General features: G+C 42.4%; 14 protein-coding genes and 1 pseudogene. 8 read left to right on the top strand and 7 right to left on the bottom strand.

What is annotated here, in order from left to right; translation table 11 throughout:
* The first annotated feature begins 1156 nt into the window (after positions 1 to 1156).
* The 4 genes from ACE3T3_RS10375 (at position 1157) to gcvH (ending at position 5195) form a co-directional block, all read left to right on the top strand.
* On the top strand, positions 1157 to 3019 hold the full coding sequence (locus ACE3T3_RS10375; protein WP_374666620.1) for an ABC transporter ATP-binding protein: 1863 nt from the start codon (positions 1157 to 1159) through the stop codon (positions 3017 to 3019).
* Between the two features lie 20 nt (positions 3020 to 3039).
* The gene (locus ACE3T3_RS10370; RefSeq protein WP_374666618.1) at positions 3040 to 3489 is read left to right on the top strand and encodes a MaoC family dehydratase; all 450 of its coding nucleotides are present in this window, start codon (positions 3040 to 3042) and stop codon (positions 3487 to 3489) included.
* Positions 3490 to 3690: 201 nt separating this feature from the next.
* Positions 3691 to 4719, top strand: a complete 1029-nt coding sequence (locus tag ACE3T3_RS10365) for an AraC family transcriptional regulator ligand-binding domain-containing protein (protein WP_374666616.1) — start codon at positions 3691 to 3693, stop codon at positions 4717 to 4719.
* 98 nt (positions 4720 to 4817) lie between these two features.
* On the top strand, positions 4818 to 5195 hold the full coding sequence (gene gcvH, locus ACE3T3_RS10360) for a glycine cleavage system protein GcvH (protein WP_374666614.1): 378 nt from the start codon (positions 4818 to 4820) through the stop codon (positions 5193 to 5195).
* Between the two features lie 83 nt (positions 5196 to 5278).
* On the opposite strand, the gene ygiD is transcribed toward gcvH, so the two are convergent.
* Positions 5279 to 6133 carry a 4,5-DOPA dioxygenase extradiol gene (gene ygiD / locus ACE3T3_RS10355; protein WP_374666612.1) on the bottom strand — a complete coding sequence of 285 codons (855 nt, stop codon included), beginning with the start codon at positions 6131 to 6133 and terminating at the stop codon, positions 5279 to 5281.
* 290 nt (positions 6134 to 6423) lie between these two features.
* On the opposite strand from ygiD, the gene ACE3T3_RS10350 reads away from it, so the two are divergent.
* Positions 6424 to 7605 carry an MFS transporter gene (locus ACE3T3_RS10350; protein WP_374666610.1) on the top strand — a complete coding sequence of 394 codons (1182 nt, stop codon included), beginning with the start codon at positions 6424 to 6426 and terminating at the stop codon, positions 7603 to 7605.
* Between the two features lie 219 nt (positions 7606 to 7824).
* Here the strand turns inward: ACE3T3_RS10350 and ACE3T3_RS10345 are convergent, their stop codons facing one another.
* Both ACE3T3_RS10345 and ACE3T3_RS10340 read right to left on the bottom strand, forming a co-directional pair.
* Positions 7825 to 9018 carry a PilT/PilU family type 4a pilus ATPase gene (locus tag ACE3T3_RS10345; RefSeq protein WP_374666608.1) on the bottom strand — a complete coding sequence of 398 codons (1194 nt, stop codon included), beginning with the start codon at positions 9016 to 9018 and terminating at the stop codon, positions 7825 to 7827.
* A gap of 339 nt (positions 9019 to 9357) precedes the next feature.
* Complete coding sequence (locus ACE3T3_RS10340; protein WP_374666606.1) at positions 9358 to 10413, bottom strand: 3-deoxy-7-phosphoheptulonate synthase; 1056 nt, start codon at positions 10411 to 10413, stop codon at positions 9358 to 9360.
* A gap of 709 nt (positions 10414 to 11122) precedes the next feature.
* Between ACE3T3_RS10340 and ACE3T3_RS10335 the strand changes: the two are divergent.
* Positions 11123 to 11417, top strand: a pseudogene (locus ACE3T3_RS10335) (ABC transporter ATP-binding protein); the annotation flags it as partial.
* 219 nt (positions 11418 to 11636) lie between these two features.
* On the opposite strand, the gene ACE3T3_RS10330 reads toward ACE3T3_RS10335, so the two are convergent.
* The 3 genes from ACE3T3_RS10330 to ACE3T3_RS10320 form a co-directional block, all read right to left on the bottom strand.
* Positions 11637 to 12806: a fatty acid desaturase gene (locus ACE3T3_RS10330; RefSeq protein WP_374666604.1), complete on the bottom strand. Its 1170-nt coding sequence runs from the start codon at positions 12804 to 12806 to the stop codon at positions 11637 to 11639.
* 36 nt (positions 12807 to 12842) lie between these two features.
* Positions 12843 to 13865 carry a ferredoxin reductase gene (locus tag ACE3T3_RS10325; protein WP_374666602.1) on the bottom strand — a complete coding sequence of 341 codons (1023 nt, stop codon included), beginning with the start codon at positions 13863 to 13865 and terminating at the stop codon, positions 12843 to 12845.
* Positions 13866 to 14199: 334 nt separating this feature from the next.
* Positions 14200 to 15315, bottom strand: a complete 1116-nt coding sequence (locus ACE3T3_RS10320) for an S-(hydroxymethyl)glutathione dehydrogenase/class III alcohol dehydrogenase (protein WP_374666600.1) — start codon at positions 15313 to 15315, stop codon at positions 14200 to 14202.
* 126 nt (positions 15316 to 15441) lie between these two features.
* Between ACE3T3_RS10320 and ACE3T3_RS10315 the strand changes: the two genes are divergently transcribed.
* Positions 15442 to 16995 carry a phospholipase D family protein gene (locus ACE3T3_RS10315; RefSeq protein ID WP_374666598.1) on the top strand — a complete coding sequence of 518 codons (1554 nt, stop codon included), beginning with the start codon at positions 15442 to 15444 and terminating at the stop codon, positions 16993 to 16995.
* A gap of 103 nt (positions 16996 to 17098) precedes the next feature.
* Here the strand turns inward: ACE3T3_RS10315 and ACE3T3_RS10310 are convergent, their stop codons facing one another.
* On the bottom strand, positions 17099 to 17794 hold the full coding sequence (locus ACE3T3_RS10310; protein ID WP_374666596.1) for a class I SAM-dependent methyltransferase: 696 nt from the start codon (positions 17792 to 17794) through the stop codon (positions 17099 to 17101).
* A gap of 176 nt (positions 17795 to 17970) precedes the next feature.
* Here ACE3T3_RS10310 and ACE3T3_RS10305 point away from each other — a divergent pair, with 176 nt between their 5' ends.
* Positions 17971 to 18408, top strand: coding sequence for a hypothetical protein (locus ACE3T3_RS10305; protein ID WP_374666594.1), 438 nt, complete (start codon positions 17971 to 17973; stop codon positions 18406 to 18408).
* Positions 18409 to 18444: the final 36 nt, after the last annotated feature.

Below are 18444 nucleotides of genomic sequence, written 5' to 3'. Positions count from 1 at the left end.
AATTACGCAGAATAATTCGGTACTATTGAACATTAGGACTAGAGTTGTGAGTTTTGTGTGGTAACTCAACTGATGGCTCTAGTCCTCTTATTTTCAAGTTTATTTCTTATCCGCGATTCGGGTTAAATAATATATTGCGAAGTAATTAACACTATCTCAAAATTTAGCTTTTTGCCACAAAGGCTCCATAATGCTGCATTGGATTAAAACTCATTCGTTTCAGGTCAAATCAAAAACCATATTTTTTTTATGGATTTAAATGATCACTTAACACTCAACCATAATAATATTTGATTTGATATATTATTTATCCTTATTAATTAAAGAGTTAAGCCAACACCATTCTCCATATAAATACTTATATAACAAATACTTATGTTTACTTATTTTTTTATTGCCGTAATCTGTTTTTTAACAAGAAAAAAATACCTCGGTGACTCTATATATGCCTACAGATCAATACAGCATTGGTTTGTAGGTTTTTTTTTGACTTTTCGAAATAGGTTCCTTCATTTTTGATGGCGGCATCTCAATTTGGCGAACCATACAAGAATTGAGCTTGTGGCCTATACCTTACTTAGAAGACGAATGCTCTATCTCGCTGAGCTTGTGCAGCTTTAAGCTCATCTCTGCTTTTTTCTATTTTGCTTTTCAATTCACTGCTACGCAGATAAAGCCCTGCCTGGAGCATTTTCATATCAATAAATTTTGGATTTACTATTCAGAAATCAACCACCTCTTTTTGTGCCAATAATAATTTTCTTTAGATTCAATGAATAAATAGTTCAATTCCAAAAACACTTCAAAACAAGTTCCACTTCACGTTTTTTAACCAACTTTGAGCAAGCCTTTTTATGTGAAATGTTTTACTCTCTTGATAAACAGGATATTCTTGATGGCTGATTCTAATTTCAGCCCAAATCGTCAATTTTCAGCTGAAAGCATTCATACTGATACGATTTCCATGGAAAAATTTACACCTTAAACATTCTCATAATGGTATAAATCAGGTGTAAAAATAATTGAGTTCAGACAGGTTGCAGTTCATTCGAACGAGTTTAAACATGTTGCAAGCATACAATTAAAGTAATGTTTTAATTATGGATCATCCAAACATGTTGAGTTACAAGGGTTTTAAAGATAAAGGTATTCACTTATGCTGAAGTGGTTTGAAAAGCTTGTAGACCCATATCCAGAAAAGGGTTTGACAGAGCCTCTTCCTACAACTTTTTTTGCTTTTGTCTGGCAATCCGCTAACGGCGTAAAACGCTATTTGCTCTTGCTGGTGCTGTATACTGCCGGCGCTGCAAGTTTTGAAGCATTTTTATATGCAAAAATCGGCGATTTAGTGAATTGGCTGAGCCAAAGCCAGCCAGATACTTTTTTGCACAACCATAGCCAAAATTTGACGATTCTCAGCTGCATATTATTGGCAAATGTGTTCTTTTCCAGCCTGCAAACCATTGTAAAGCATCAAATGCTCTACAGCAGTTTTCCGATGCGTTTGCGCTGGCGCTTCCATAATTTGCTGCTGCAGCAAAGCTTAGACTTTTTCCATAATGATTTTGCCGGGCGTTTATCTGCAAAAGTGATGCAAACCGCGCTGGCAATACGTGAATTTTGGATTATTTTGGGTGATATGTTGGCCTATGTGCTGATTTATTTTGTCACCGTCAGCTTAGTATTTGCTTCTATCTCCCCGATGCTGCTGATTCCGCTCATGCTTTGGCTAGTTTTATTTATTGCATCGGCATCTTATTTTATTCCTAAACTCAGCAGCATATCCAATGCTCAGGCAGATGCCCGCGCCGTCATGACTGGGCGCGTGACAGATGCGTATACCAATATTCAAACGGTCAAACTGTTTGCGCATGCAGGCCGCGAAAGCCAATATGCAAAAGCGTCTATGCAGCAGTTTATGGTTACCGTCTTTAAGCAAATGCGTTTGGGCGCGCAGTATTCTATCAGCATCAGCCTATTGAATATTGTTTTATACGGCGGAGTAATTGGCACAGCCATTTATCTGTGGATCCATGGACAAGCCGAGCTTGGCGTAATTGCCGCAGCAACTGCGATGATCCTCAAGCTCAGCAGCATCGCTGAATTTATTATGTGGCAAACCTCTGCATTGTTTGAAAATATCGGCACGATTCAAGACGGTATGAAAACGCTAGGCCGCCCGATCAGCATTCAAGACAAGCAGGATGCGAAAGAACTTCAAGTCAGCAAAGGCGAAATTAAATTTGAAAATGTCAGTTTTGCCTACAGCACGAAAAATGTCTTTGATCAGCTGAACATCACCATCAAGCCAGGTGAAAAAATCGGCATTGTTGGCCGTTCGGGCGCAGGAAAATCAACGCTTATACAGCTGCTTCTGCATTTTTATACCCTCAACCAAGGTCGTATTTTGATTGATGGCCAGAATATAGAAGATGTGACACAGGACAGCCTCAGACGCAATATTGCGCTGGTGACGCAAGATACCTCTTTACTGCACCGCACTGTGGCAGAAAATATCAAATATGGCCGTCCCGATGCCAGCGATGAAGAAATGCACCTTGCTGTGCAAAAAGCCAAGGCCGACGAATTTATTCCCCAGCTGGTCGATTTGCGCGGAAAAACAGGCTATGACGCCTATGTCGGTGAACGCGGCGTCAAACTGTCGGGCGGTCAGCGCCAGCGTATTGCCATTGCGCGGGTGTTCTTAAAAGATGCGCCGATTTTAATTTTAGATGAAGCGACCAGCGCGCTGGATTCAGAAGTTGAAGCGGCCATTCAATCCAGCCTGAATGATTTGATGGAAGGCAAAACTGTTATTGCCATTGCCCACCGTTTATCGACGATTGCGCAAATGGACCGTTTGATTGTGCTGGATCAAGGCAAAATTGCAGAACAAGGCACACATGAAGAATTGGTCGCGATGGATGGCATCTATGCACATTTATGGCAGCGCCAAACGGGCGGTTTTTTAATCGAACAGCACGCCAATAAGCCCAATGAAGAAAACCAAGAAAACTAAGCGAGAAGGAACCTGAAAACATGCTGTATTTGGAAGATATTCACGTCGGTGACCGTTTTATAAGCCGCGAATATGAAATGACTTTAGAGGAAATTAAACAGTTTGCTCAGGCTTATGATCCGCAGCCCTTTCATTTAGATGAAGAAAAGGCAGCTGAGCATCCGGTGTTTCAAGGCTTGGCAGCCAGCGGCTGGCATACCGCGGCAGTGACGATGCGTTTATGGACAGAATGCTTTCCAATCGCCAACGGCTTGGTCGGTTCCGAATCCAGTGTCCGCTGGCCCCGTCCGACCCGGCCTGGCGATTTGCTCCATGTTGAAGTCGAAATTGCAGCAATTACGCCATCGAAAAGCAAAAATGACCGTGCCATTGTGACCTACATTACCCAGGCCCTCAACCAGCATGGCGATGTATTGTTTATTTCAACCACAAAAATTATTGTCTTTAAAAAAGAAGCGCTTGCTGTTTAGTTTAATTGTGCAAGAAGCTTAACAGCCAGCAGGCATAAATTTAGCGGCAGATGGCAGTAAAAACCTCATCAGTTCATACTCATCTGCTCCGCTAAATTGTCAAACAATTTTGATAGTGCTCAGTTTTATTTCATGACAATATAGCTTCGAAAACCATAGCTTTGTGCAAATAGAACAAGATCAGACTGCAACGGATAGCAAATGAAAACACCTTCTTCACGGCAAGACCAAGGTATTCCCGGTGTTTACGGACTATTGCTTTTAGATGTCGTATCCCGCTGGGGCTACAATGACCAAACTTTATTCGAGCCATTTGGCTTAAACAGTGAACAGCTAGCTGATCCCAATTACCGCATTCCAACGGCCGTCGCCAATGAATTAGTGCAGCATGCTCTTCGCCTCACTGGCGAGCCGACACTGGGGTACCATCTTGGCACGCAAATGCGGATTTCCATTCATGGATTTATCGGCTATGCCATCATGACCGCTAAAGACATTACCGATGCGCTGATTTTGGCCAACCGCTTTATTCAGCTGCGCATGCCTTTTTTACAGTTGTTCTTTTCGACTTTCGGCAGCAAAGCCACCGTTCAGCTGCAAACAGATGTCACCTTGGAACCCTTGCGCACGGAAATTTCCATTGCCCTTATTTTTGGCATTATCAGCATGGGCAAAGCCATTACCGGCACCGATTACAGCTCGGGAGACATCGACTTCGACTTCCCAAAACCAGAAGGCTTTGAGCGTTTTATGGCGAAATTTCCCGACCATAATTTCCGCTTTGAGCAGCCGCACTTGATCTTGAGTTTTGACAAGCAGTATTTAGGCAATAAATTGGTTCATGCAGATCCTATCGCCAGCCAAATTGCGATTAATCAATGCGAAGCAGAGCTTTCCGCGCTGGGTGAGCGCCACCGTTTAGCAATGCGCGTCCGTGACTTGCTGACCAATTCTGAGCAGCATTATTTGAGTATCGAAGCAGTCGCAGAACGGCTGCACATGTCCGACCGGACCCTTAAACGCCAATTGGCTGCGGAAGGAACGTCATTTTCCACACTGGTGGATGAGGTGCGCTACCGCCATGCAACCTCTTTGCTGTCACGTACAGATTTCACGCTCGAGCAAATTGCCGATGAATTGGGGTATAGCGATGTCGCCAATTTCAGCCGCGCATTTAAGCGCTGGAGCGGGCGCAGTCCGAGCAATTGGCGCAAAGACCCTTATCTATAGCGGATTAGCCTTATTTGGCTGAGAAGTTCTTTTGTTTTTAAAGAAAAGCATGTATAAATCATGCCAAAAATGATTTTAACAGTTTTAAGGAGTTATCCATGAATCACCCTTCAGATTTGAAATATGCCAGCACGCATGAATGGGTGCGCATTGAAGGTGATCTTGTCGTAACTGGCATTTCTGATCATGCACAAGATGCGTTGGGCGATTTAGTTTACGTGGAAGCGCCGGAAGCTGGCGCTCATATCAATGCCGGAGACCAAGCCGGTGTCGTAGAGTCCGTTAAAACAGCATCTGATATTCATGCGCCTGTCTCTGGCACTGTCATTGAAGTAAACCCAGATTTAGAAGACGACCCTGACTTTGTCAACGATGAGCCTTATGGCAAAGGCTGGATTTATAAAATTAAGCCGGACAATATGGCGGATGTTGAAAAATTGCTGTCCAGCAGTGAATATGAAGCTGGCCTGCAATAGATCCAGTGAATGCAATGACAGCATTATTGCAAAACAAAAAATCAGCCTCTGCGCTGATTTTTTGTTTTGGCCTGGATAAAGATTTACAAGCGGTAATCTAAACGAAACGACGTCATGGTGAGTGAACCACCGACCGCAGCCTCATTGAACACCGTCAGTTCATCATGTTCTTCCTGTATGCCTAATGCATAAAGCATCGGGTAATAATGATCCGGCGTGGGTATCGCCAATTTAAACGCATTGCCCTGTTTATCCCAATCTATTAACGGCTGATGCCGGCCTTCCAACAGCCATTTTTTCATTTTTGCATCCGCTTCTATAGCCCAGTCATAGCCAAAAACAGGCTCATGCAGCTTATCCCAAGCTACGCGCATGAGATTATGCACCAAATTGCCGCTGGCGATAATTAATATGCCCAGACGCCGCAAAGCGCGCAGCTGCCGTCCCAGCTGATAATGAAAAGACGCAGGCTGGCTGTAATCAATGCTCAATTGCACAACGGGCACATCAGCTTGCGGATACATATGCACCAGTACACTCCATGCGCCGTGGTCAATGCCGCGCTGATTATCTTCTGAGATAGAAACCATATTGACGCAGTGCTTCACCGCACTCACCAAAGCCTGTGAGCCTTGCACATCATATTCCACATCAAACAAAGCTTGCGGGAAGCCGCCAAAATCATGGATGGTCTGCAGCGTGCCTGCCGAGGTGACGGCACTCAGGCCTTGCGTGAGCCAATGCGCTGAAATGCATAAGATGGCTGCAGGCTTAGGCTGAAGCTGCTCGCCTAATTTATGCCAATTTCGAGAAAACACAGTATCACTGATGGCATTCATCGGCGATCCGTGCCCTAGAAAATATACAGGCAATGGTGCAGTCACAGCCAATTCCGTCCTTTGCTCTGGCAAAGAAATCATTTTTTTGTCTGATTCCATGGCAGCGGTCCCCAAAGGTAATGCTTTCTTTAGATTAATCTTAAACCGGTGAGAAATGAGATATTATTTGTAATAAATAAAAATTCAGCTCAATAATCAAAATAAGATAAATCCCATCCATTATTCAGCATTTTTATTTACTTTAAACATTCAAATTTTACAATTAATATACTTTTTGACTTTTTCATTTTATAATATGCCTATTCAATGACGGTTTGTCTGAGCTTGAGCGAATTAAAACGATAAAAAGAACCAAACCGCCAGCCCAATCTCCTCTATTCAGGTAATTTATGAACACTGTAAGTGCACAACATTTATGGAATAAGCCCTTTATTCTGTGTTTGTTGAATAATCTATTTTTATTTATTTTTTATTTCGCGCAGATTACGATATTACCGATCTACATTCTCAATGACTTGGGCGGCAATATTTCTCAAGCCGGCCTCGCCATGACTTTATTCATGATTTCCGCAATTGCTGTGCGCCCTTTCAGCGGTTTGATCATTGAAAAGCTTGGGACCAAAAAAGCGCTATATATTTCCGAAACATTGTTTTGCCTATTCAGCCTAACGTATATCCTGGCCGACAATTTGACGGTTTTAATGGTCATCCGTTTTCTGCATGGTATTTGGTTCAGTATTTTAACCACCGTTGCAGTGCCGATCGCCAATGAATACATTCCAGCCAAGCGCAAAGGCGAAGGCATGGGCTATTTCCTGATGTCCATTAACCTCGGCATTGTCTTAGGCCCATTAATTGGCCTGACCTTTATTCAAAGCATGTCATATACCGCAGTTGCCAGCATCTTAGCTGCTTTTGTAGCGCTGGGCTGCATCTTTTGTTTTTTAATTCCGCTGCCGGAACATAAAAAACCGGAAGCTGCGACTGTCAAAAAACGCATCAGCATTGACGATTTTATCGAATTTAAAGCCCTGCCAGTCGCGCTCATGGCCATGATGATTTCCTTTTGCTATTCCAGCATCATGAATTTTATTGCGACCTTTGCAGAGCAAAAACATATGCTGAGCTATGCCAGTATGTTCTTTGTCGTTTTCGCTTTTTCTATGATGAGCCTGCGCCCGATTACCGGTAAAATTTATGACCGCAAAGGGCCAAATGCGGTGGTTTATCCTGCATTGTTTTTGTTTGCCATTGGACTCGGCGTTCTCGCATTTATTGACAGCGCAGCAGGCTTCCTATTCGCGGCAGTCCTTATTGGCATGGGCTTTGGTTCAGTGCAGCCTTGCCTGCAGACCATTTCGATTCAGCGTTCGCCAAAACACCGGATCGGCCACGCTACCTCAACTTATTTTACGTTTTATGATCTCGGCATTGCCATTGGTTCTATTGTATTGGGCATGGTTATTTCAGGCAGCGGCTATACCATCACCTATGTCATCTGCGCCGTATTGGTTCTGGTCAGTGTGCTGTATTACAAAGTGATTGTCAGTCAAAAACCGACATTTGAATAATGCTGCAAACAATAAGATTGCAAGCCTAGCTTTTTAAAATCGATTGTCTTGCAAGATCTTCCAGCCTATTGCTGCTGAGCAATACATCTGAAGAACGGGAATTAAATTATTGCCGTTTGATTGAAAGCGCATCAGGAGCAGGCCGAATCAGCATCAGCCTGCTCTTTTTTAATGAGATGATGACGATCATACTGAATCGTTGCGGTTCAGCATGTCTAATTAGGATGCAGCAGCTTCATTATTATCGCTATTTTCCTCTTTAGCCTCCGCCTGCATGCTGAATCCAGCTGCAGGTGACTGTACAGCCGGATTCGCTCTTGGACTTTTCAGTTTAATCTGCAAGCGCAGTTCATTGGTTGAGTCGGCATTCCGCAGCGCTTCTTCATAGGAAATTGCGCCATCGTTATACAAATCAAATAATGCCTGATCAAAAGTTTGCATGCCTAATTCACGTGACTTAGACATAATTGCTTTCAGTTCGTGAAATTCACCTTTCAAAATTAAATCTGATATCAATGGCGTATTCAGCATGATTTCAACTGCAGCGCGGCGCCCCTTGCCATCTTCAGTTCGAATTAAACGTTGTGAAATAATCGCCTTCATGTTGGATGATAAATCCATCAATAATTGATTACGGCGCTCTTCTGGGAAGAAGTTAATAATGCGGTCTAAAGTTTGGTTGGCATTGTTTGAATGCAATGTGCCTAAACATAAATGTCCCGTTTCGGCAAAGGCAATAGCATGCTCCATGGTTTCTGTATCACGGATTTCACCAATCAGAATTACATCCGGCGCCTGACGCAATGTATTCTTTAACGCATTGTGCCAAGAGTGGCAATCCACTCCGACTTCACGATGGGTAATCATGGATTTTTTATGCTTATGCACATATTCCACAGGGTCTTCTACCGTGATGATATGCCCCGCGCTGTGTTCATTGCGATAATCAATCATGGCCGCTAAAGAGGTTGATTTGCCTGAACCTGTCCCGCCGACCACCAGCACCAGCCCCCGCTTTTCCATAATCACATTTTTCAGTGATTCCGGCAGTTTAAGCTGGGTAAAATTTGGAATTTCAGCGGTAATGGTACGAATGACCATGCCAACGTGCAGCTGCTGCTGAAAAACGTTGACACGAAAGCGCGATACATTTGGCACACTAATCGCAAAATTGCATTCCAGCTCAGTTTCAAATTCTTTGCGCTGTTTTTCATTCATTAAACTGTAAGCAAAAAGTTTTGTTTTATCTGCTGTCAGCTCCTGCTGGCCAAAGGGCTTCATCAAGCCTTGATGCTTAATGCTGGGTGGAAAATCCGCTGTTATAAATAAATCTGAACCGCCGTATTCAACCACTTTGGTCAGCATATGAAACATTAAGCGGCGCGCCTCTTCCAGCAACTCAGCAGCATACATCGTATTTTTTCCTCTCAATTTTATTCATCAATACAAAACTTCTGCTTATTTACAGTTTTTATTTTTGTATCGGCTTATTGTGCATAAAACCAATTACTGCCACAAACATAAATCATTCATTTAAATAATATTTTTCTTCATTAATGTATATCAATGCTGGTTTAAAATATAAAATTTGATGCATTTCACCCTTTAGTAAAATAATTAGGCAGTGAAATTGCGAGGCAGATGCTGAAAAGCACTCTTGCTGCGATAAAAAAATTGCCGCGAAAAAAATGCCCTTCATCTGAAGAGCATTTTACAATCATCACTTATTCTGCATACAGTACTGTCATGTGGTTAAGCGCTGCGTTGAAGCTGGGCGCTAGTCAATAGCTCAGCCGTGTCCAAAAGCAGCTGCTGCGTTTTTTCCCAGCCCAAACAGCCATCCGTCACGGATTGGCCATAGGTCATCTCACCAGAAATCTTCTGTGCACCGTCTACTAAATGGCTTTCCAGCATTACGCCGCGCACATGGCTTAAATGGCGTTCGGCGGCAATGGTGCGCAGCACTTCAGGCTGCAACTGCGGATTTTTACTGCTGTTGCCATGACTGCAGTCAATGACCAATGCTGGAAATTCACCCTTTGCTTTAGCTTTGATTTTTTCGATTTCAGCTAAGTGGTAATTCGGCCCGCTATTCGAACCGCGTAAAATTAAATGCGCTTTCGGATTGCCTTGAGAGGATAGGATGCTCGGCAAACCGTTCTGGCCCATGCCCATGAATTGATGCGCATTTGACGCCGACTGAATTGCATCCAGGGCAATTTGAATCGAACCATCTGTACCATTTTTGAAGCCAATGCTGTATGGCATGTGGCTGGAAATTTCACGGTGAATTTGTGATTCGCTGGTCCGCGCGCCAATTGCGCCCCACGCCAGCAAATCATCGAAGTAAGCTGTAGCCATTGGGCTTAAAATTTCTGAAGCAATCGGCAAGCCCATCTCAATAATTTGCAAGTATAATTCACGCGATTTTTCCAAGCCTAGCTGCATATCGCCTGACCCGTCTAAATTCGGGTCATACATGTAGCCTTTCCAGCCGACGGTGGTGCGCGGTTTTTCAATATATGCACGCATGACCAGGAAAATTTGGTCAGATATTTGCGCCTGCAATTGTTTAATTTTTTCAGCGTATTCAAGCGCAGATTGAGGATCATGAATTGAACAAGGGCCTGTAATTACCAGCAGCCGGTCATCCGTGCCTTCTAAAATATTTTGAATAATTTGACGCTGCTCTGCGATTTGCACAGCCAGTGTATGTGTCAAAGGCAGCTGCGCCTTTAATTGATACGGCAGGCTTAAAATTGTTTCTTTTGCCGCTGTTTGTTGTAATGCAGTATTTAAAGCGTTCATTGGTCTTTCCTTTGGACTGCTGTTCTTGCAGCCCGATCTTTTATTTGAGCGTTATGGGACTTTTGGACTTCAGGGTTTTAGACATAAACTGACTAAAGTAAAACCAATAACCGTTGCTAAAATATGAAATACGCAGTGTGTACATAAAAATTCTCCAAAATATTTATAAAAATCAAGACATAAAAAAACCTGATCAGGGTTGCCGATCAGGTATAAACTTGGTGGGCAACCATTTTTCTTGCCCGAACGCGTTCAGGCAATTATCTAAACTGCCAGAAATAATAATAAGCGTTTGGGATCAATGGTTGCTTTAACATCTTGATATCATCAAAAAGTAAGTATCTGAAAATTAAAATACGCTGTATTTTCTGCTTTGACAATAGTTTTTTATACTTTCTGCTGGAATTATCCAATAAATATAAAGCTAAGCCTTATGGCACTATTTATTTATATATTGATGAAATAATCACCTCCAAATAGACTCAAACGCGCAACAAATCTCCCCCCTTATTCGTTCGAGTATCTGCCCATAAAGTAAGCACTGTTCCATCATCAAAATCATTTTTGTTTAATTTTTTGATGTGTAAAATAGCGTCATTTTCTTCACCCCTTTTAAATACTTAGATTTTTTATATAAGTTAATCCAATATTTAATCGCTATTTTGCGCATGCATCTTGTATGCGGTGCATTTATGACGCAATCCATCACTCCTCCATAGAATGGCGCAATCCACTGGGACAACTGTGGATTCGCAGCAGAACAGCTGCTGAAAGAATTAAGCGGCGGAGAAAAACTCAAAGTGGCCCTGCTCAGCTTAATTTTTTGGCCTGAAAATATTGAGCTGCTGCTTTTGGATGAGCCTGAAAATCACTTGGACATTGAGTCACACGAGCTATTGGCGCAGGCCATCCGTCAATATATAGGCGCTGTGATTTTAGTATCGCATGATGCTGACTTTGTGCAGCAATGCGGAATTGAAAACAGCTTCCAGATGGAGCCATAAGCTTGCATAAATGCCATGATATTTCAGACATTAGGACATCTTCTTTTTTTTGATAAAGGCTGAACTTTTCAATCATTTTGCATATGCGCCATATACAGAACCCAGCACATAGGCTGGGTTCTGCATTCAATCTTTAGGCTTTAAAGATAAGGCATTATTCTTCAAAAACTTATCCATCTGAAATGCGGACTGCAAGCTGGAAGCTTTGCAAACCGGCATTTAAAAGTTAAATTTGCTCGCCAGCACCGATTGCACACGCTGTTTGGCTTTCGCCGCATAGTGCTTGGTTTCCGCTTTCCAGTCATTTGGCAATGAACACTTGGCAATGCGCACCCAAACACTGCCGAACTGTTTCATGAAGCTGGCTTCGTTATAGTGAATGCCGTATTCGGCGCATAATGCGCGGATTTTTGGCGCAGCTTCTGCATATCGGTTTGCCGGCATATCTGGGAACAAGTGATGTTCAATCTGATGGCTTAAATTGCCGCTTAAAATATGCAGCCACTGCGTTCCGCTGAAATTGCTGGAGCCGCGGATTTGGCGCAAATACCATTCGGCTCGGGTTTCATTGTCAATATTGTCCATCTCAAAATTTTCAGCATCTTCAGTAAAGTGGCCATTAAAAATCACGGCAGACGCCCATAAGCTGCGGATCACATTGGCTGCGGCATTACCGGTAAAGACGGGAATCGCATTTGGCCCAGCAATGAGCGGAAAAAATACATAATCTTTTATGATTTGACGCTGCATTTTTTTGCGCACTGGCTCTGCCTCTTTCCACACTTGCGCCCAAGTTTTGGTTTTATAAGCAATCACATCTTCGATATGCAGATTTTGCACGCCCACATACCATTCAAAAAACAGCATCAGCTGGGCCGCCAATGGAAGATTGAATAAAAAGCGCGGTTCCCATTTTTGCGCATCACTCACCCGAATCAGGCCATAGCCTACATCATGATCCATGCCGACAATATTGGTATAGGTATGATGAATATAGTTGTGGGTGTATTTCCAGTCAGGGCCTGTCGCCATGGTATCCCAATCATAATTGGCGCCATTCAGGCTGGGATCATTCAGCCAGTCAAACTGGCCGTGCATAACGTTATGACCCAATTCCATATTTTCCACGATTTTAGAGATGCCCAGCAGGCCTGTGCCTAATAGCCAAACCGGCGGCAGCCAGCCCGCGAACATCAGCATGCCGCGTGAGGCAATTTCACTATAGCGGACAAAATTGCGGATTTTATAAATATATTGCGCATCTTGTTCGCTCAAACTGTCCATAATTTCACGGCGGATGGCTTCAACTTTTGCGCCAAATTCTTCAATTTGCGCTGGGCTTAAATATTGCGATTTACTGTTCACATTAAAATTTACGGGCTTATTCATTTATTTTTCTTCCCCTTTAACGCCTATTTAAATGATTTATAGATTAATGGTGACTGGACTGATGGCTTGCGAAATGCACAGCTTGATCTGTGAGTTGCTTTGGCTGTCGATTTCACCCGTCAGCATATTTTTGACCGAACCATTGATTTTGGTGCATGAGCAGGTATTGCAAATGCCCATGCGGCAGCCATGCGCCGGCCTTAATCCTGCTTGCTCAGCACTGTCCAGTAAATTGCTTTTGGCTTGAAACTCCTGCTGCGCAAGTAAAAATTTCACCGGCTGCACTGCAAGCGTTTCATCAATGAGCAATTGAAAATATTCAGTATGCAGCTGCTCCGTTAATTCCAGCGCTTGATAGATCTTCTGTACGCTTTGCATCATGGCCGATGCGCCGCAGGCATAGCATTCACGCTGCTGAAAATTGTCAACCAACTCGCTGAGCAGCTCCAACGTTAGGTGCTGCTTCTGCTGTGTGGTATTTATCAGATGCAGTTTAAATTGCGGATATTGCTCCGCCAAGGCTGTCAGTTCAGCGGCATAAGCATTGTCACGGCTAAAATAAAGCAAATCGACCGGTTTTGAATGATTGAGCAAATGGCTGTTCAATAATGCATAAATTGCGCTAATGCCGCTGCCTGACGCAATCAGCAGACTCGCGCGTTCAGAAGGCTGTAAAACAAAATCACCCTGAGGCTGAGAAATTTCCACAGTTGAATTTACAGGCAACGCCGTTAATGCATTGGATACGCGGCCTTGCTTTTTCACAGCAATGCTCAATAAACCTTGCGGTGAAACCTGAACAATCGAATAACTTCGCTGCTGGCGCACACCGCCAATCACCACAGTCACTAAGATGCTCTGTCCTGCCTGATAAGCATTCAATTGAAAGTTTTGATTTGGGCGCAATTGCAGCTGAATAAAGTCGGTGCTTAATGGTTTGATATTGATGATTTCAGCTTTAATTTTTTTCCATGCCCAAATTGAGTTGAATTTCTCTGCAATAAAATCAACAAAATCTTCACGAATCCACTCCGGCTGATATTCTGTGCGTATCTGCATATGACCCTCGTTTTGACTGGCTTTTAAAATAATATACAAGTGTTTATTATTGTGGTGCCAAGATATGGCATGGCCATTTTATGTTCTATGTCAATACGGGACAGAATCTGTCATTTACGGTTTATTTGCATTTTTTGTCAGACAAGGTGGCATATTTTGCCAATCATGAATGTCAATTCATCTTAGGCAGCGGGAAAGGCCAAAATAGCTCCATAGAAAACCTGAGCTGTTTATCTGCATAACACGTCCTGGATCGTTCTACCTTTAAGGTATATAAGACATAAAAAAACCAAGCCGAAGCTTGGTTTTTTTATTCGTTCAAAGATTAAAACCATCAGTCTTCGAAATGCACCACAGAACGGATAGATTTGCCTTCATGCATTAAATCGAAAGCTTCATTGATTTTATCCAAGCCCATGGTATGCGTTACAAATGGTTCCAGTTGAATTTCACCTGTCATCGCTTCTTCTACCATACCCGGCAATTGCGAACGGCCTTTTACACCACCAAATGCAGTGCCTTTCCACGTACGGCCTGTCACCAATTGGAATGGACGAGTAGAGATCTCCTGACCTGCACCTGCAACACCAATAATCACCGATTGGCCCCAGCCACGATGTGCACATTCCAAAGCCGAACGCATAACATTGGTATTGCCAATACATTCAAATGAATGGTCTACGCCCCAACCGGTCATTTCCACAATCACTTCTTGTACCGGACGATCATGCTCTTTCGGGTTCACAAAGTCGGTTGCACCAAATTCTTCAGCAAGTTTGAATTTTTCTGGGTTGGTATCGACAGCAATAATACGGCTGGCTTTGGCTTTTTTCGCGCCTTGCACAACAGCCAAACCAATACCGCCTAAACCAAAGACTGCAACTGTATCGCCTTCCTGAACTTTAGCGGTATTTTTTACAGCGCCTAGGCCGGTGGTTACGCCGCAGCCTAGTAAGCACACATGCTCATGATTGGCTTCTGGGTTAATTTTTGCCAAAGACACTTCGGCAACAACGGTATATTCAGAGAAAGTTGAACAGCCCATGTAGTGGTAAATCGGCTGGCCATTATAAGAAAAACGCGTGGTGCCATCAGGCATCAAGCCTTTACCTTGAGTTGCACGAACTGCGACGCACAAGTTGGTTTTGCCTGATTTACAGAATAAGCATTCACCGCATTCCGCTGTGTATAAAGGAATCACGTGATCACCCGGCTGCACGCTGGTCACGCCTTCACCGACCTCAACCACAACGCCTGCGCCTTCATGGCCTAATACGGCTGGAAATACACCTTCTGGATCATCGCCAGACAACGTAAATGCATCGGTATGACATACCCCGGTGTGACTGATTTTAACCAGCACTTCTCCGGCTTTTGGCGGCGCCACATCAATTTCGACAATTTCTAAAGGTTGGCCTGGCCCAAATGCGACAGCTGCACGAGATTTCATTGAGTAAACATCCTTTATTGGCAAGTTTAACAGATGGCCTACAGTAACCGCTTTTTATTGCATGATTCAACCTTTAACATGATGATAATATGAACTTATAAATTTTTTGATTCCGCCATAATAAATATGCAGATACATTCATCGATACCAGCAGTTTCATTTTCTTTAATGTTTCTGATGCTTACGGGGTGCAGTTTACCAATGAATACATCAAAGCCAGAATTACCCATTCAACCGCATTCGAAGCATTGGTTAAATGACAGCAATGTTGATGAGCAGTTGGCCAAAGGACTGACAGGTTATCTGGCGCTCGATGATGCATTTATCAGCATTGCATCACGTGTGCATTTAATCCGTTCGGCACAGCACAATATCGACCTGCAATATTATATTTGGAAAGATGATTATATTGGCCATATGATGCTGCATGAGTTGCTCAAAGCAGCAGACCGCGGCGTAAAAGTGCGGCTTTTAATTGATGACCAAAATGGTATACAGCTTGATGATGCGCTGAAAACCCTTGCCGTGCATCCAAACTTCGAAATTAAGTTATTTAATCCTTATAAATTTCGAAAATTAAGAGTTATCGATTACGCATTTCGCATGAAAAATATTAATCACCGCATGCATAATAAGCTGATTATTGCCGATGGTACGATTGCGGTGACTGGTGGGCGCAATATCAGCCGTGAATATTTTGATGCCAGTGAAAGTTTCCAATTTACTGATTTAGATATTCTTTTTTATGGCAATGCGGTAAATCATGCCAATGAGGTATTTCTGGACTTCTGGAATGATGACTTAAGTTATGATGTGCGGCAGTTATTGGGCAATGGTTCTAAAGAAAGTTTGGCGCAGTTAAATCAACACTATGAACAAGATGCCATTCAAAAAAATAATGTCGAAAATAAAATTGAATATGCACAGCAGCAATTAAATGAAAATCTGAAGCAGCGTAAATTTAACTGGGCGCCCGCGCACTTTGTTGCCGACAGTCCCAATAAAATCCGCGGTAATGCTAGCAAGGAACAGTTGATTTATCGGCAAATGGTTCACTTTATGGGCGTGCCAAAACAGCATTTAGAACTGGTATCGGCCTATTTTGTCCCGACACAGCATGGCACTGACTATTTAACTCGATTAACCAAGAATAATATCAAAGTCCGTGTACTCACCAACTCTTTAGCGGCCAATGATGTGGCGTTGGTGCATGCGTTTTATCAAAAATATCGCCATGATTTACTAAAAAATGGCGTTCAGCTTTATGAGTTTAAGCCCTATATTGAGCGCAAAAAAAGAACTTGGTACGAGGTAGCAACTGGTAGCGTTATTCCAGCAAAAGGGAAAAATGCGTCTAGTCTGCATGCTAAATTTTTTGATATAGACGGTATGGTCTTTATTGGTTCATTTAATTTTGATCCTCGATCGGCAAATTTAAATACAGAAGTTGGATTGGTGGTTGAATCAGAACAGCTTCAAAATCAAATTTCTAAAACATTAGATCAGTATTTGCCGCGTATCGCGTATGAATTAAAGCTCGATCAAAATGATCAAATTATTTGGCTCGACCATCAGCCCGATGGCTCGACCCATGAATTAAAGGTTGATCCTCAAACAACCAAATTCCAGCGTTTTGCTATGCATACCGTGTCTTACCTACCTATTGAATGGATGATGTAATTACAAGTTAATTGCGCATTTCACACCTACTCGTATTTCTTTCATTTTTTTAAATGCTGAAGATCTACCAGTCACAATATCCATTCGATGATTTCATTTGTGGTTAGGGTTGAGCTTTAAATACGGCCAACCCTTTTAAGTTCTGAATAAATTGTACATCTCTAAATGCTGCATTTGAAAATGTAGCAAGATGTTCATCTATAGACATATAAAGTTGATTATTTTGCTGCCCATCTGGGGCAAAAATATGATCACCAACATAGTAAATACTTTGCTCATGCATTATCGTTTTAACCGCCTGATGAAATTCTAACGCATAGCGTTTATGGCGCAACTCATGTAGCGCTTGATGAATAATGATGATATCAAAATGTCGCTGATTACCTTGCTGGCTTAGCTTCTTTGCCCAATCTGGTTGTTTAAAATCTCCAGTGACAAATTCAACCCTTTCCAACTCGGAAGAAGTTAACTTACTTTTTGAAAGCTTATGCATAGCCTCTGAAAAATCAAAAGCGGTATATTCAATATTTGGACAGTGCTGCAATAAATGCTTGGCTAAATAACCCGGCCCCGCACCTAGTTCCAAAACTTTTCCATTTGGCGCGTGCTGTAAAATTTCCTGTACATAATAAGCAAATATTTCATAACGCCATGGCCGCTTGATATTCACTTCATTGGCCCATTGCAAAGCTTCATCTGGATTTTTTAAATCTACGGGGCTAGGTACATCGGTTAGAGCTGTTTCTTGATCCAATCTTTCGTTTATATTGTCTTCAAGTTTGTTATTCGATTTTGCCATATTACTCACCTGCTTATTCTTCTCAATCTATGAATAGCATATATCGTTATATTTATTCGCCTAGTATTTAGACATAAAACAGATCAATATGCGCAAAGGTTTTACAGCACTTTTCCATTGCTTTAAAATTATCATCGCAATACATCTCCTTTATTTATGCTTCGTGATCTCCCCTAATGCAATTTTTTGATTTAAGCCGCCAGTTCAATTTAAGTGATATTTTAACGCCATTTAAGACTTTAGAAGACTTAGGCACTCAAGAATGGATATTGTCCAAAGTCCGTGTTGAGCATGACTGTTTAAGTGATCATGAGCTGATTGAAGGCCAAGCCGTTCTTAAATCGAATCAAAATATTCAAATTGAACTGGAATGGCTGATTCAAGATACCGGACATGAACTTCAAGTCTTGTTTAAAGGCATTGAAACAGCAGCAGAGACTGAAACCTTCGTCGTGGTTAAAGGTGCTCAACTGATTGATGCAGATCAGCAAAAGCTGTCGTCTCAAGCGCTGAGTTTATGGATTGATGGAACGTTACTGCCTTTGATGCCAAATATCCGTAAGGAAATTAAAGCCCGTTTAAACCTGTGGGACTATGTCGAATATGATGGCTAAAGCTTAATGCAGCTATATTTTACTCTTAGTATTTGC

This window comes from Acinetobacter sp., assembly GCF_041919735.1.
Lineage (GTDB): Bacteria > Pseudomonadota > Gammaproteobacteria > Pseudomonadales > Moraxellaceae > Acinetobacter.
This window is presented reverse-complemented; position numbering and strand designations above follow the sequence as displayed.